The following is a 13,512-nucleotide window of genomic DNA, read 5'->3' as shown; positions in this document are numbered from 1 at the left end:
TTTAAGAAGTTTTCAAAGTTTCGCTTGGAAACCTTAACAACTTCAACCACTTGCGCTTTCGATCTCTCGTTAGCGGGAGGCGAATTCTACAGCGTTACTCGCTGCTGTCAACACCTCTTTTTTACCGCTTTCGACCGAGAAGATCGAACCGTCGATAGCGCCCAACAAACCGGCCTACCCACTCCTTCCGTGCTTCGATGAACTGAAGCGAAGCACTTACCGAAACTTGGCTAACTCATTGAAACTCAAGGAGTTTTCCGTTTCGACTGCGCCGGAAGTGGGGCGAATTATAGACATCCAGAATTTGCCGTCAACCGTTATTTTCAGCTTTACGCAGATTTCAGCGCAATACGTGCGAAAGCCTTCTTGCCGGCTTGGCACACATGAGTAGAACCCAGCTTATATATGTAGGTGCGATCCACCACCTCACCATCTATACGCACACCCCCCGAACCCAGGAGGTCCCGCGCCATTGCGGCATTCTTGACCAAACCTGCCTTATTAAGCACCGCAGCGATCGGCATATCCTCAGCGGCGATCAACTCGACCTCAGGCAAATCATCCGGCAACTCACCATCTTTCATGCGATTACCTGCTGCACGATGAGCATTGGCCGCAGCCTCCTCACCATGGAAACGCGCAACGATTTCCTCGGCCAACTTGATCTTGATGTCACGCGGATTCGCCCCAGCCTCCACATCCGCACGGAACCCATTGATCTCGTCCATGGACCGGAAACTCAACAGCTCGAAATAACGCCACATCAGAACATCAGGAATAGAGACCAATTTGCCATACATGACGCCTGGCGCTTCCTGGATGCCTACGTAGTTGCCCAGGGACTTGGACATCTTCTTCACGCCATCGAGCCCTTCCAGCAAAGGCATGGTCAGGATGCACTGAGCCTCTTGGCCATAACCGCGCTGCAGCTCACGCCCCATCAATAGGTTGAACTTCTGGTCGGTTCCGCCAAGCTCAACGTCCGCGCGCAACGCGACCGAGTCATAACCCTGTACGAGCGGGTAGAGAAACTCATGAATGGCGATTGGCTGGTTGGTTGTGTAGCGCTTGTCGAAATCATCACGCTCGAGCATGCGAGCGACAGTGTATTGGGAAGTCAGGCGAATGAAATCAGCCGGCCCCATCTGATCCATCCAAGTAGAGTTGAAAGCCACCTCAGTCTTGGCGGGGTCAAGAATCTTGAAAACCTGAGTCTTGTAGGTTTCCGCGTTGTCGAGAACCTGCTCACGGGTCAACGGTGGGCGTGTCGCGCTCTTCCCGCTCGGATCACCGATCATCCCGGTGAAGTCACCTATAAGAAAGATGACCTGGTGCCCAAGGTCCTGGAACTGGCGCAGCTTATTGATAAGCACGGTATGGCCAAGGTGCAGGTCAGGCGCCGTCGGATCGAAACCAGCCTTGATGCGCAGCGGCTGCCCGCGCTTGAGCTTTTCGATCAGCTCGGACTCGACCAACAGTTCTTCCGCACCACGTTTGATCAGCGCTAGCTGCTCTTCAACCGACTTCATAACAGACCCGTAAGGCTCAGATTCAAAGGGCCCCAACCATACAAGATCGCGCACCAAATACAAGGTTTGCCGGGCATGAGGAAGCCCATCCAACAGAACAGAAGGCTCGCGGGCTTGCTTCGCAGGGGTTTTGGTTATATTTTATACAGTTATTTCATCTTCATCATGTCATTCATCTTTTCCAATTCATTTTTTAAAAGTCAAAATTACTTATGACCTCAGAACCGTCTAAAGCGCCGCCGCTTTACCCGAAGACCCACCTGCTTGCTGCAAGTGGCATCGCAGCCCTCCTTAGCCTGGCACTCCTGGTGTTTCCCTCCAGCGATGTTGAAGCCAAAAAGACGACTTTGAGTCTCGAACTGGAAAGCCCTGCTGAACAACTGACACAAGAACAAGACGCCGCCGAAGCCGTTCAGGCCACAAACGAACCGGCCGCCTCTCCTTTTGCGCAGATTGAAAACAGCCCGGAAGATACTGCCCAGGCTGCAGCACCTGTCGCAGAAGAACAGAAAGGACCGGACCATCGCGAAGTGATCGTTGCGAAAGGCGACACGCTCTCTACCCTTTTTGAAAAGGTCGGCCTGCCCCCGACTGCCGTCCATGAAATCCTGGCCAGCGACAAGCAAGCCAAACAATTCGCCCAACTGCAACGCGGCCAGAAGCTGGAATTCGAACTCGATCCAGAAGGCCAACTGACCAACCTGCACACCAAGCTGAGCGATCTTGAAACCATCACCCTGACCAAGAACGACAAGGGTTATGTGTTCAACCGCGTCACCGCCAAACCTACCGTTCGCTCAGCCTACGTTCATGGGGTCATCAACAGTTCGTTGTCTCAGTCGGCAGCGCGCGCCGGCCTTTCCCATAGTCTGACCATGGACATGGCCAATGTGTTTGGCTACGACATCGACTTTGCCCAGGACATTCGCCAGGGTGACGAATTTGACGTCATCTATGAACAGAAGATGGTTAATGGGAAGAGCGTCGGCAACGGCCCGATTCTTTCCGCGCGCTTCACCAACCGTGGAAAAACCTACACCGCGGTGCGCTACACCAACAAACAAGGCAATAGCAGTTACTACACCGCCGACGGCAACAGCATGCGCAAGGCATTCATCCGCACACCGGTTGATTTCGCCCGCATCAGCTCGAAGTTTTCCGCCGGTCGCAAGCATCCGATTCTGAACAAAATCCGCGCCCACAAAGGTGTCGATTACGCCGCTCCTCGCGGTACGCCAATCAAGGCTGCCGGTGATGGCAAGGTACTGCTGGCCGGACGTCGCGGCGGGTATGGCAATACGGTGATCATCCAGCACGGCAATACCTATCGCACGCTGTACGGTCACATGCAGGGCTTTGCCAAAGGCGTGAAAACGGGCGGCACCGTCAAGCAAGGCCAAGTCATCGGCTATATTGGCACCACCGGCCTGTCCACCGGTCCGCACTTGCATTATGAGTTCCAGGTCAACGGCGTCCACGTCGACCCGCTTGGCCAGAAACTGCCGATGGCCGATCCGATTGCCAAGGCCGAGCGCACGCGCTTCCTGGCTCAGAGCCAACCCTTGATGGCTCGCATGGATCAAGAGAAAGCCACGATGCTAGCCTCGAGCAAGCGCTAAGTCATGGCGCTTTATATCGGTGTGATGTCCGGGACCAGCCTGGATGGCTTGGATATCGCACTGGTTGAACTGGACCCGGCGATCAAATTGATCGCCACCCACTACATCCCCATGCCCACCGACCTGCGCACCGAGCTGCTCGAATTGTGCACCAGCGGGCCCGACGAGATTGCTCGCTCGGCGATTGCCCAGCAAAACTGGGTAAAGCTGGCCGCACAGGGCATACACGCCTTACTCAACGAACAGAAACTCAAGCCGGCGGACATCACGGCAATTGGCAGCCATGGCCAGACCATTCGCCATGAGCCGGCCCGTGGATTTACCGTGCAGATCGGCAATCCAGCATTGCTGACTGAGTTGACCGGCATCACCGTCGTTAGCGATTTCCGCAGCCGTGATGTGGCTGCTGGCGGACAAGGCGCCCCACTCGTTCCTGCGTTTCACGAGGCGCTGTTTGAAGAGCGAGTCGGAAATCGCGCCGTTCTGAACGTCGGCGGCTTCAGCAATCTCAGCCTGATAGAGCCCGCGAAACCCGTAGCCGGTTTCGACTGCGGTCCGGGGAACGTATTGCTCGATGCCTGGATACTTCAACAACGAGGCGAGCACTTCGATCGCGATGGCCAATGGGCCGCCAGCGGGAAAGTCGAACCAGTCCTGCTGAAGACCCTGCTCAGCGACCCGTTCTTCGTCACCAAGGGGCCGAAAAGCACTGGGCGTGAAGTCTTCAACTTGCCTTGGCTGACCCGGCATCTGTCGCAGCTGCCAGGCATCGCCCCGCAAGACGTACAGGCCACGCTGCTCGAACTCACTGCCCTGACGATTGTTGAATCACTGCAACATGCCCAGTCAAATACCCAAGAGTTGTTGGTCTGCGGCGGCGGCGCGCACAACCACACGCTCATGAAGCGCCTGGCTGACTTGCTGCCGCATGCTACCGTCAACAGTACTGCAGTTTACGGCGTTGATCCGGATTGGGTCGAAGCCATGGCCTTCGCCTGGCTTGCCCATTGCTGCCTTGGCGGTATTCCAGGCAATCGCCCAAGCGTCACAGGCGCCCGCGGCCTGCGCGTTCTCGGCGCTATCTACCCGGCCTGAGGTCAAAATTGCAGGCAACAAAAAACCGCAGTGCCGTAAGGCACCCGCGGTTTTTTTATGAAGCTATCAGATCGAGAATGAAGAGCCGCAGCCACAAGTAGTGGTAGCGTTTGGATTCTTGATCACGAAACGCGACCCTTCCAGGCCCTCCTGGTAATCCACCTCGGCCCCGGCCAGATACTGGAAGCTCATCGGATCGACCACCAGGCTCACGCCTTCGCGCTCGACAATAGTGTCATCCTCAGCCACTTCTTCATCAAAAGTGAAGCCGTACTGGAAACCTGAACAACCGCCGCCCGTTACAAATACGCGCAGCTTCAAACGATCATTGCCCTCTTCATCGACCAGGCTCTTCACCTTGTGCGCGGCACCTTGGGTGAATTGCAAAGCCGTGGGGGTGAAGGTTTCGACGCTCATGCTGAATATCTCCCGGCGCTTACGCCGCCATAATGCGTGATGGCGGGCATTATCCGCTTCTCCTACAAAATTGGTCAACTATTAGAAAAGCAACGGCAGCTACAAGCCCGAGCCTATAGCTGCCGCGGTGAAGCTTGCAGTTGCGGTTACGGCAACATCCCTGCGTGGGACAGGCCCAGGCGTTCATCCAGGCCGAACAGGATGTTCAGGTTCTGCACTGCCTGGCCGGACGCACCCTTGACCAAGTTGTCGATGACCGACAATACCACTACCAGGTCGCCATCCTGCGGACGATGCACGGCAATCCGGCAAACGTTCGCACCACGCACGCTGCGGGTCTCAGGGTGGCTGCCGGCGGGCATTACGTCGACAAACGGCTCATTGGCGTAACGCTTTTCAAACAACGCCTGCAGGTCCACCGAACGGTCGACGACGGTCGCATACAGGGTGGAATGGATACCACGTATCATCGGTGTCAGGTGCGGCACGAAGGTCAGGCCGACATCCTGGCCCGCTGCCCGGCGCAACCCTTGGCGAATCTCCGGCAGGTGGCGGTGCCCCTTCACCGCGTAGGCCTTCATGCTTTCCGACGTTTCGGAATACAGCGAACCGACACTGGCGCCACGCCCGGCACCGCTGACACCGGACTTGCAGTCGGCAATCAGCCGCGAGGTATCTGCAAGGCCGGCTTCCAGCAGCGGCAGGAACCCCAGTTGCGTTGCAGTCGGGTAGCAACCAGGGACAGCGATCAGCCGTGCCTGCCTGATTTTCTCCCGATTGACTTCCGGCAGCCCATAGACCGCCTCGTCAAGCAGCTCCGGCGCGCCGTGAGGCTGGCCGTACCACTTGGCCCATTCGTCGGCGTCCTGCAGGCGGAAGTCCGCTGACAGATCGATGACCTTGGTTCCGGCGGCGAGCAATTCGCCTGCCAGCGCGTGAGCCACGCCGTGGGGGGTGGCGAAGAACACCACATCGCAGGCGCCAAGGGTCTTGATATCCGGAACACTGAATGCCAGGCCATCATAATGACCACGCAGGTTCGGATACAGGTCGGCGACGGCCAGGCCGGCCTCGGATCGGGAGGTGATGACCACTACCTCAACCTGCGGATGCTGTGCCAGCAGACGCAGCAGTTCGACACCGGTGTAACCCGTGCCGCCGACAATACCGACCTTGACCATAGACCTGCCCTCAACGAACCCACTGGAAAGCCGTCGATGATAGGGGGCACGCGTCGCCGCGACAACCGCCAAGGTGACGTGTGGCCGCTCTAACCTCTACTATCGGCCTACCGTGAATCTGGGAATAACCAAAAATGCTCTATCTGTGGCTCAAAGCACTTCACATCGTCAGCATGGTCTGCTGGTTTGCCGGCCTGTTCTATCTGCCTCGCCTGTTTGTCTATCACGCCCAAAGCGAAGACAGCGTCAGCAAGGAACGCTTCAGCATCATGGAACGCAAGTTGTATCGCGGCATCATGGGTCCGGCGATGATCGCTACCCTGGTGTTTGGCATCTGGCTGCTCAGCCTTAACGCCGGCGCCTACTTCACTCAAGGCGGCTGGATGCACGCCAAGCTCACCCTGGTGGTATTACTGATCGGTTATCACCACATGTGTGGAGCCCAGGTGAAGCGCTTCGCCCGTGGCGAAAACACCCGCAGCCATGTCTTTTATCGCTGGTTCAATGAAATACCGGTCGTGATATTGCTGGCTATCGTAATTCTCGTCGTGGTCCGGCCGTTCTGATTTCAAACGCACACTGCCCCGGGGTACCTCCAATGTCACTGCCCGCCTTGCTTGAACAACGTCTGCGGCTGCCCGTCGTGGCAGCACCCATGTTTCTCATTTCCAACCCCCAATTGGTGCTGGCCTGCTGTCGCAACGGTGTAGTCGGCAGCTTTCCGGCCTTGAACCAACGCGAGAGCAGCGGCTTCAAGGCGTGGTTGGAAGAAATCGAAGCGGGCTTGGCCAATCTGGAAAACCCGGCCCCCTACGCGGTCAATCTGATCGTTCATAACAGTAATCCACGGCTTCAGGCCGACCTGGCGATCTGCATCGAACACAAGGTGCCGATCGTCATCACCAGCCTGGGCGCAGTGAAAGAACTGGTCGATGCGGTCCATGGCTATGGCGGACTGGTCTTCCACGATGTGACGACTCGCCGCCATGCCGAAAAAGCCGCCGAAGCAGGCGTCGACGGCCTGATTGCCGTCGCGGCCGGTGCGGGTGGGCATGCCGGGACCTGGAGCCCGTTCGCACTGGTTGCGGAAATCCGGCAATTCTTTGATAAAACCCTGCTACTCGCAGGATGCTTGAACCACGGCCATCAGATCCTGGCGGCTCAAATGCTCGGCGCGGATCTGGCCTACTTCGGAACGCGCTTTATCGGCACGATCGAAAGTCACGCGTCCGACGCTTATAAAGAGATGTTGCTCACATCCAAAGCCGCGGACATCGTGCATACTCCCGCTGTATCTGGAGTGCCGGCCAGTTTCATGCGCCAGAGCCTGGAAAGTGCCGGCTTCGACCTGGCCGCCCTGCAAGGCAAGGGTGCGTCGGGCTCCGATTCGAAACTCAAACCGCTCAATGATGAAGCCAAGGCCTGGAAAACCGTATGGTCCGCAGGTCAAGGCGTGGGCGAGATCGATGATTTGCCAAGCGTCGACCAACTGATCGCACGCCTGGATGAAGAATACCGCCAGGCGCAAGCGCGGGCGGCACAGCTTGGCGGCCAATGGCCCCGCTGAAACCCACCACAAATACAACTTGGAAAGACAAGGATGCCAGGCATGAGCGAAAACCGCTTCAACATTGTATTCGACGGGGCTTTGCTGCCTGGCGTCGATACAACTACCGCCAAGCTCAATCTCGCCGAACTGTTCAAAAGCGATGTCAGTGCCATAGAACGTCTGTTCAGCGGTCGCAAAGTGTCCCTGAAGCACAACCTCTCCCAGAATGAAGCGCAGCAGTATCTGGAAGCGCTCCATAAAACCGGGATCGATGCACGGATCGAAACGGAACCGTCCCTCCAACTGAACCTTGGCGAAGTGCAGGAATCGCCCCAGTCGAGTGCGCGTCATCCCGAGTCGGTCATCGACCCAGTCTCTCCCTACGCGCCTCCTCGGGCACAGGTAGGTGAAGCATTCGCCGAGTACGGCACGCTCAAGCCCTTCAGTTTCGAAGGCCGTATCGGGCGCCTGCGCTACCTGGCATGGACCATGGTTTTGACTCTGGCCGTCCTGCCGCTGGTCGGCCTGGGATTCTGGCTCGCCACGACCTGGCTGCTCGCTTCCGATTCGATAGCGGGGCTGATCGTCGGCGGCCTGGTCGCTGCCGTGGTTGTGCTGGCTTTTGCCTTCGTGAGTATCCAGTTCAACGTCCAGCGCCTGCATGATCTCGGCTGGTCAGGTTGGTTGTGGCTGATCAACCTCGTGCCTTTCGTGGGCAGTATTTTCCCGTTCATCCTCATCATCGCCCCGGGCAATACCGGCGCAAACCAATACGGCCCACCTCCGCCACGCAATACCACGGCAGTCAAAGTACTTGCGTCGCTCTGGCTGGTGATGATCGTGTTGATTTTCATGGCCACGTTTGCCGGCATCTTCGGAGCCCTCCAGGATTACGACAGCAGCGACGTAAGCAGCTATGAGAGCAGCGAATACAGCGACCAGAGCGCCGAAGAACCCGCCGTCGAGGCAGCCGAGCCCGCCTCGCCTTCTGTAGACTATCAAGAAGAAGAGGAACAATAAGCGTACTTCGTGCCGGTGACTGCCCCATCCACCGGCGCGAAGCCGTTGCGATGGAGAACTGCATGACCCGTTACGCTCTGATCACTGGCGCCTCCAGTGGTATCGGCCTGGCCATGGCCGAAGCACTGGCTCGGCGCGGGCGCAACCTGTTACTGGTAGCTCGACAGCGCGATCGGCTGGAAAGCATTGCGATCGAACTGACCCAACGATTTGGCGTGGAGGTTTTGTTTCGGGCCTGCGACCTGAGCGAGCCCCTGCGGCTTTCAGGTTTCCTACTCGAGCTGGAGGAAGGTGAACGCCAGATCGACCTGCTGGTCAACTGCGCCGGCATCAGCACCTGCGGTCCGTTCCTGGGCCAGGACTGGATGACCGAGCAAGACCTGATCGAGGTGAACATCCTTGCCCTGACCCGCCTTTGTCATGCCGTAGGCAATAGCATGGCGTTGCACGGAGGCGGTCAGATTCTCAACGTTGCTTCTATCGCAGCGTTCCAGCCTGGCCCCTGGATGAGCACCTATCACGCCAGCAAAGCCTATGTATTGCACTTCTCCGAAGCCCTTCGAATAGAGCTGAAGAAATATGCAATCAACGTATCCGTACTTTGCCCAGGCCCCACCCAAACTGCCTTTTTTAGCAAGGCCCAGCCCGACGGGAAGACGCTGCGCAGCACTAACAACTCGATGCCCCCTGAGGAGGTCGCGCTGTACGCCGTCCGCGCACTGGAAAGAAACCGGGCCATCATCATTCCTGGGCGCCGCAATCGCTGGATTGCCCTGCTGCCACGACTCGGGCCGCGCTGGCTGGTTCGAATCCTCGCCGGCCGATCCAACAGAGCCTGTTACGCACGTTGAAGCCCCTTCCCCTGAAAAACCCGGGCTCGATGACCGAGCCTTCAGTAAACTTGGCTCAAACAACTCAACGGAGAAACAGCTGTGGATACTCTGTTTACCAAGATCATCAACCGGGAAATCCCGGCCAGGATCATTTACGAGGATGATCAGGTCCTGGCCTTCCATGACATTGCCCCACAGGCTCCGGTGCACTTCCTGGTCATTCCGAAAAAGCCGATCCGAACCCTCAACGACCTGACCGAGGAAGACAAGGGACTGGCCGGGCACATCCTGTTCACCGCCCAGCGCCTGGCGCTCGAACTTGGCTGCGAGGAAGGCTTCCGCGTGGTGATGAACTGTAATGAACTTGGCGGGCAGACTGTCTATCACATCCATATGCACGTGCTGGGACAGCGCCAGATGAACTGGCCGCCGGGTTGATACCCTGTTCCAACGCAAATCCTCAGCGGCCGATTGAGTTAGACTGGCCGCCGTGATTTTTTCCGGAGGTAAGCATGACTACCCAACGTCACTACTCGCCCATTGACCGTCTGTTGCTGCAGGCCGATACCGCGATGCGCACGCTGCTGCCTTTCAGTGGCCAACCGTACCGCCCATCACCGGCAATCGTGCAGCCGGAAGTGCAGATGAGCGATGAAGAGACTCGCCATGTCGCTGGGCTGATGCGCATCAACCACACCGGCGAAGTATGCGCCCAGGCCCTATACCAGGGCCAGGCGTTGACGGCGAAACTGCCGCAGGTCCGGGAGGCGATGGAACAGGCCGCCGAGGAAGAAATCGATCACCTGGTCTGGTGCGAGCAACGTATCCACCAACTGGGAAGCCACACCAGCGTGCTGAATCCCTTGTTCTACGGCATGTCTTTCGGGATCGGCGCAGTCGCCGGGTTGATCAGCGACAAGGTCAGCCTCGGATTCGTAGCGGCAACCGAACATCAAGTGTGCAAGCACCTGAACGAACATTTGCAGCAATTGCCGGCCGAGGACGAAAAGTCCAGGGCGATTCTCGAACAGATGCGCCAGGACGAAGAACATCATGCTGAAAGCGCGCTCGATGCAGGCGGCTTCCGATTCCCGGCCCCCGTCAAATTCGGCATGAGCTTGTTGGCCAAAGTGATGACCAAGAGCACCTATCGGATCTGACAGCGGACGCGGAACCAAACCTTCAAAACCAAAAAAGGCGACTGTCCATTCAGGGCAGTCGCCTTTTTTTCAGCCGAAACCTTAGCGCGGCATGTTGCGCGCGTAGAAGATCTCCAGCATTTCGTGTTTCACGCGCTCTTCCACCTGGCCACGCTGTTCGATGGACAGGTTGCTGGTGGCGTCACCGAACAGGTAGTTGTCCAGTTCGAAGTCCTTGAGGAGCATTTTCGTGTGGAACAGGTTCTCCTGATACACGTTCACGTCGGTCATCTGGTACGCGTCGCGGGTGTCTTCGGAGAGGTAGTTCTGGATCGAGTTGATTTCATGATCGATGAAGTGCTTGTGCCCTTCCACGTCCCGGGTAAACCCACGCACACGATAATCCACCGTCACAATGTCGGAATCGAACTGGTGAATCAGGAAGTTGAGCGCCTTGAGCGGTGAAATGACGCCACAGGTCGACACATCAATGTCCACTCGGAACGTCGCGATACCGTCCACCGGATGAATTTCCGGGTAGGTGTGTACCGTGATGTGGCTCTTATCGAGGTGGGCCAGGATAATTTCAGGCAACGGGCCCGGCGACTCTTCGATCTGGCTGTCGGTCGGTGTCACCGGCTCTTCCGAGATCAGAATGGTCACGCTGGCGCCTTGGGGTTCATAGTCCTGACTGGCGATGTTCAGGATGTTGGCACCAATGATATCGACAACTTCCGTGAGGATCTGCGTGAGGCGCTTGGCGTTGTACTCTTTATTGATGTACTCGACGTAGGCCTGTTGGTCTTGCGGGGTTTCCGCATAGCAGATGTCATAGATGTTGAAGCTCAAGGTCTTTGTCAGGTTATTGAACCCATGGAGCTTGAGTTTGCTTTTCACCGTTTGAAAACTCTCTGTGTATTGCGGCCTGGCCGCGTGATCAAGCATGCCCGTCAGATGCGAACGACGCACCTGCGTAGGACGGTTAACACCTCTTCGCGATGGCGATTTTGGTTGTCTGTCCAGACAAGTGAGCGGCCTCTGGCCGATCACTGCCCTGAAAAAAGTGGCGCATTATGCAGACGTCAGCTTCTGATCGCCAGAGCTTGCACCGCTTTTGTGATGGTTGGATGTCGATTTAACCCAACTCGATGATTTCATAATCATGGGTGATTTCGACGCCTGCCGCGCCGAGCATGATCGAGGCCGAGCAGTATTTCTCCGCCGACAGCTCAATGGCGCGCTTGACCTGGGCCTCCTTCAACCCTCGGCCCTTTACCACAAAATGCATATGGATCTTGGTGAACACCTTTGGATCCTCGGTCGCGCGCTCGGCTTCCAGAAAAGCTTCGCAGCTTTCCACTGCCTGGCGCGACTTCTTGAGGATGCTGACCACGTCGAAATTACTGCAGCCACCCACACCCAGCAGAAGCATTTCCATTGGTCGAACACCCAGGTTCCGACCTCCGGCATCCGGCGGGCCGTCCATGACAACTACATGACCACTGCCCGACTCACCGAGGAACATGGCTTCGCCAGCCCATTGGATGCGTGCCTTCATCGCCAAGACTCCACTGTCAAAAAAAGGGGGCGCCAGCTTAGCACAGGGCCCCGTCATGGCAGCGGTCGCCTGGCGTTACTTGGAGCTGATACAGCTAAGTAAATTCTCGAATCAATTTTGAACGCCTCTGTTAAGCTGGCGCCCAATCGCTGGCGTATGGCCAGCTTTTTTTGCGAAAGCTATTCGCACCCACAACAACACCAAACCAACACAAAGCGCAGTTTTCCGGGACACAACCATGGTTGCTATTACTCCCACGTCCAAGATCAAGAATCTCGACAAACTCTTGATGCATTGCCAGCGTCGCCGTTACCCCGCCAAGCACAACATCATCTGCGCAGGTGATCGTTCCGACACGCTGTTTTTTATCATCAAGGGCTCGGTCACTATCCTGATTGAAGATGACGATGGGCGAGAGATGATCATCGCCTACCTCAATTCAGGGGATTTTTTTGGCGAGCTAGGGTTGTTCGAACAGGCGGGGAAAGAGCAGGAACGCAGTGCCTGGGTGAGAGCCAAGGTCGAATGCGAAGTTGCGGAAATCAGTTACGGCAAGTTCCGGGAACTGTCGCAGCAAGACCCGGACATCCTTTACGTCCTAAGTGGACAAATCGCACAGCGCTTGCGCAACACCACTCGCAAGGTCGGCGACCTCGCCTTCTTTGATGTAACAGGCCGCGTTGCCCGCTGCCTCCTGGAACTGTGCAAGCAACCCGACGCCATGACTCATCCGGACGGCATGCAGATCAAGGTGACCCGCCAGGAAATCGGTCGGATCGTGGGCTGTTCGCGGGAAATGGTCGGCCGGGTACTCAAGGATCTGGAAGAACGTAACCTGGTCAATGTCAAAGGCAAGACCATGGTGGTGTTCGGAACCCGCTAAAGGCTGTCGAGCAAGTTCTGATAGAGCGTTTGGAGCCGTTCCAGCGCGTGAGGCGCCGGGTATTTTTCATGGAGGGCGATGTGGCTCTCGGCGCGCACGCGCTGCTCCAGGCCACACGCCTCATTGAAACGATTGACCGCATCCACCATGCAGTCGCGTTCGTCTTCCAGCAACAACGCGCCATGCACCAGCCCTACAGGCCGTTGCCCGCCCTTGCTCTGGCGCCAGCGCTGCGCAGTGCCGACCATCTTGCGACCGTCAAGATTGACATTGAAGCGCCCGTCACAAAACGCGCCCTCCACTTCACCCAGCGAAGCGACCCCGCCCAACTCATCGAGCAACTGGCAGATGGGATCGCACAAGCGGCGGTAAGCGGTTTCGATCCGACCGTGGTCACCCTCGCTTCGCGGTGGGGCGTAGACCAACGCGATATTGACGGTGGCAGCGGATTGAGGCACCGGCTCACCGCCGGTCTCACGCAACAGCACGGGCCACCCATTGGCGGCCGATACTTCACAAGCCAGCTCGAAGCCAGGCAAACGGCTCAAGCGCCGCGGCATGACCAACGCGCGGTCGCTGGGCTGCCAGAACAGCAAGCCGGACTCAGCGTCCCCGGCGCAGATGCTGGCCAGCAGATCCTGTTCGGCTTGGAGTCCGTTTTCAACGGTGAAGGCTATGGCTGGAGGCAT

General features: G+C 57.4%; 15 protein-coding genes. 9 read left to right on the top strand and 6 right to left on the bottom strand.

Features of this window, described 5'->3' with window-relative positions; translation table 11 throughout:
* Window positions 1-329: 329 nt before the first annotated feature.
* Window positions 330-1,529, bottom strand: coding sequence for a tyrosine--tRNA ligase (tyrS, locus tag M1D68_RS02665; RefSeq protein WP_457969215.1), 1,200 nt, complete (start codon window positions 1,527-1,529; stop codon window positions 330-332).
* A 212-nt stretch (window positions 1,530-1,741) separates the two neighbouring features.
* Between tyrS and M1D68_RS02660 the strand changes: the two genes are divergently transcribed.
* Window positions 1,742-3,148 (top strand): peptidoglycan DD-metalloendopeptidase family protein, encoded by a 1,407-nt coding sequence (locus tag M1D68_RS02660; RefSeq protein WP_434701272.1) that lies wholly within the window; start codon window positions 1,742-1,744, stop codon window positions 3,146-3,148.
* A gap of 3 nt (window positions 3,149-3,151) precedes the next feature.
* The gene (locus tag M1D68_RS02655; protein ID WP_457969213.1) at window positions 3,152-4,243 is read left to right on the top strand and encodes an anhydro-N-acetylmuramic acid kinase; all 1,092 of its coding nucleotides are present in this window, start codon (window positions 3,152-3,154) and stop codon (window positions 4,241-4,243) included.
* Window positions 4,244-4,309: 66 nt separating this feature from the next.
* On the opposite strand, the gene erpA is transcribed toward M1D68_RS02655, so the two are convergent.
* A complete protein-coding gene (gene erpA, locus M1D68_RS02650) occupies window positions 4,310-4,660 on the bottom strand; it encodes an iron-sulfur cluster insertion protein ErpA (RefSeq protein ID WP_420764845.1) in 351 nt (116 codons plus the stop codon).
* Between the two features lie 146 nt (window positions 4,661-4,806).
* Window positions 4,807-5,841, bottom strand: coding sequence for an N-acetyl-gamma-glutamyl-phosphate reductase (argC, locus tag M1D68_RS02645; RefSeq protein WP_457969211.1), 1,035 nt, complete (start codon window positions 5,839-5,841; stop codon window positions 4,807-4,809).
* Window positions 5,842-5,975: 134 nt separating this feature from the next.
* On the opposite strand from argC, the gene hemJ reads away from it, so the two are divergent.
* The 6 genes from hemJ to coq7 all read left to right on the top strand — a co-directional run bounded on the left by hemJ (window position 5,976) and on the right by coq7 (window position 10,403).
* Window positions 5,976-6,407: a protoporphyrinogen oxidase HemJ gene (gene hemJ, locus M1D68_RS02640; protein WP_434562028.1), complete on the top strand. Its 432-nt coding sequence runs from the start codon at window positions 5,976-5,978 to the stop codon at window positions 6,405-6,407.
* Window positions 6,408-6,439: 32 nt separating this feature from the next.
* Window positions 6,440-7,408, top strand: a complete 969-nt coding sequence (locus tag M1D68_RS02635; RefSeq protein ID WP_434675457.1) for an NAD(P)H-dependent flavin oxidoreductase — start codon at window positions 6,440-6,442, stop codon at window positions 7,406-7,408.
* Window positions 7,409-7,450: 42 nt separating this feature from the next.
* Window positions 7,451-8,410 (top strand): DUF805 domain-containing protein, encoded by a 960-nt coding sequence (locus M1D68_RS02630; protein ID WP_420764849.1) that lies wholly within the window; start codon window positions 7,451-7,453, stop codon window positions 8,408-8,410.
* A gap of 62 nt (window positions 8,411-8,472) precedes the next feature.
* Entirely contained in the window at window positions 8,473-9,261 is a 789-nt protein-coding gene (locus M1D68_RS02625; RefSeq protein WP_457969209.1) for an SDR family NAD(P)-dependent oxidoreductase, read from the top strand.
* Between the two features lie 81 nt (window positions 9,262-9,342).
* Window positions 9,343-9,681 carry a histidine triad nucleotide-binding protein gene (locus tag M1D68_RS02620; RefSeq protein WP_305498431.1) on the top strand — a complete coding sequence of 113 codons (339 nt, stop codon included), beginning with the start codon at window positions 9,343-9,345 and terminating at the stop codon, window positions 9,679-9,681.
* A gap of 74 nt (window positions 9,682-9,755) precedes the next feature.
* Window positions 9,756-10,403: a 2-polyprenyl-3-methyl-6-methoxy-1,4-benzoquinone monooxygenase gene (gene coq7, locus M1D68_RS02615; protein WP_420764852.1), complete on the top strand. Its 648-nt coding sequence runs from the start codon at window positions 9,756-9,758 to the stop codon at window positions 10,401-10,403.
* An 81-nt stretch (window positions 10,404-10,484) separates the two neighbouring features.
* Here the strand turns inward: coq7 and speD are convergent, their stop codons facing one another.
* Both speD and M1D68_RS02605 read right to left on the bottom strand, forming a co-directional pair.
* Window positions 10,485-11,279: an adenosylmethionine decarboxylase gene (speD, locus tag M1D68_RS02610; protein ID WP_039590886.1), complete on the bottom strand. Its 795-nt coding sequence runs from the start codon at window positions 11,277-11,279 to the stop codon at window positions 10,485-10,487.
* A 238-nt stretch (window positions 11,280-11,517) separates the two neighbouring features.
* Window positions 11,518-11,940 (bottom strand): OsmC family protein, encoded by a 423-nt coding sequence (locus M1D68_RS02605; protein ID WP_008061600.1) that lies wholly within the window; start codon window positions 11,938-11,940, stop codon window positions 11,518-11,520.
* 238 nt (window positions 11,941-12,178) lie between these two features.
* Between M1D68_RS02605 and crp the strand changes: the two genes are divergently transcribed.
* On the top strand, window positions 12,179-12,823 hold the full coding sequence (crp, locus tag M1D68_RS02600) for a cAMP-activated global transcriptional regulator CRP (protein ID WP_420764853.1): 645 nt from the start codon (window positions 12,179-12,181) through the stop codon (window positions 12,821-12,823).
* Here the strand turns inward: crp and M1D68_RS02595 are convergent.
* A complete protein-coding gene (locus tag M1D68_RS02595; protein ID WP_434609231.1) occupies window positions 12,820-13,512 on the bottom strand; it encodes a lipoate--protein ligase family protein in 693 nt (230 codons plus the stop codon). The two genes, crp and M1D68_RS02595, sit on opposite strands and share 4 nt — an antisense overlap.

It is taken from the genome of Pseudomonas sp. R4-84 (assembly GCF_054130985.1).
Note: the sequence above shows the minus strand (reverse complement) of the source record. Positions and strands in the feature narration are given on the sequence as shown.

Coding starts and splice junctions, on each gene's coding strand:
- M1D68_RS02655 (WP_457969213.1), top strand. CDS start 3,152: ATGGCGCTTTATATCGGTGTGATGTCCGGGACCAGCCTGGATGGCTTG.
- argC (WP_457969211.1), bottom strand. CDS start 5,841: ATGGTCAAGGTCGGTATTGTCGGCGGCACGGGTTACACCGGTGTCGAA.
- crp (WP_420764853.1), top strand. CDS start 12,179: ATGGTTGCTATTACTCCCACGTCCAAGATCAAGAATCTCGACAAACTC.
- tyrS (WP_457969215.1), bottom strand. CDS start 1,529: ATGAAGTCGGTTGAAGAGCAGCTAGCGCTGATCAAACGTGGTGCGGAA.
- M1D68_RS02630 (WP_420764849.1), top strand. CDS start 7,451: ATGAGCGAAAACCGCTTCAACATTGTATTCGACGGGGCTTTGCTGCCT.
- M1D68_RS02605 (WP_008061600.1), bottom strand. CDS start 11,940: ATGAAGGCACGCATCCAATGGGCTGGCGAAGCCATGTTCCTCGGTGAG.
- M1D68_RS02660 (WP_434701272.1), top strand. CDS start 1,742: ATGACCTCAGAACCGTCTAAAGCGCCGCCGCTTTACCCGAAGACCCAC.
- M1D68_RS02635 (WP_434675457.1), top strand. CDS start 6,440: ATGTCACTGCCCGCCTTGCTTGAACAACGTCTGCGGCTGCCCGTCGTG.
- erpA (WP_420764845.1), bottom strand. CDS start 4,660: ATGAGCGTCGAAACCTTCACCCCCACGGCTTTGCAATTCACCCAAGGT.
- coq7 (WP_420764852.1), top strand. CDS start 9,756: ATGACTACCCAACGTCACTACTCGCCCATTGACCGTCTGTTGCTGCAG.
- hemJ (WP_434562028.1), top strand. CDS start 5,976: ATGCTCTATCTGTGGCTCAAAGCACTTCACATCGTCAGCATGGTCTGC.
- M1D68_RS02595 (WP_434609231.1), bottom strand. CDS start 13,512: ATGCCTCCAGCCATAGCCTTCACCGTTGAAAACGGACTCCAAGCCGAA.
- M1D68_RS02625 (WP_457969209.1), top strand. CDS start 8,473: ATGACCCGTTACGCTCTGATCACTGGCGCCTCCAGTGGTATCGGCCTG.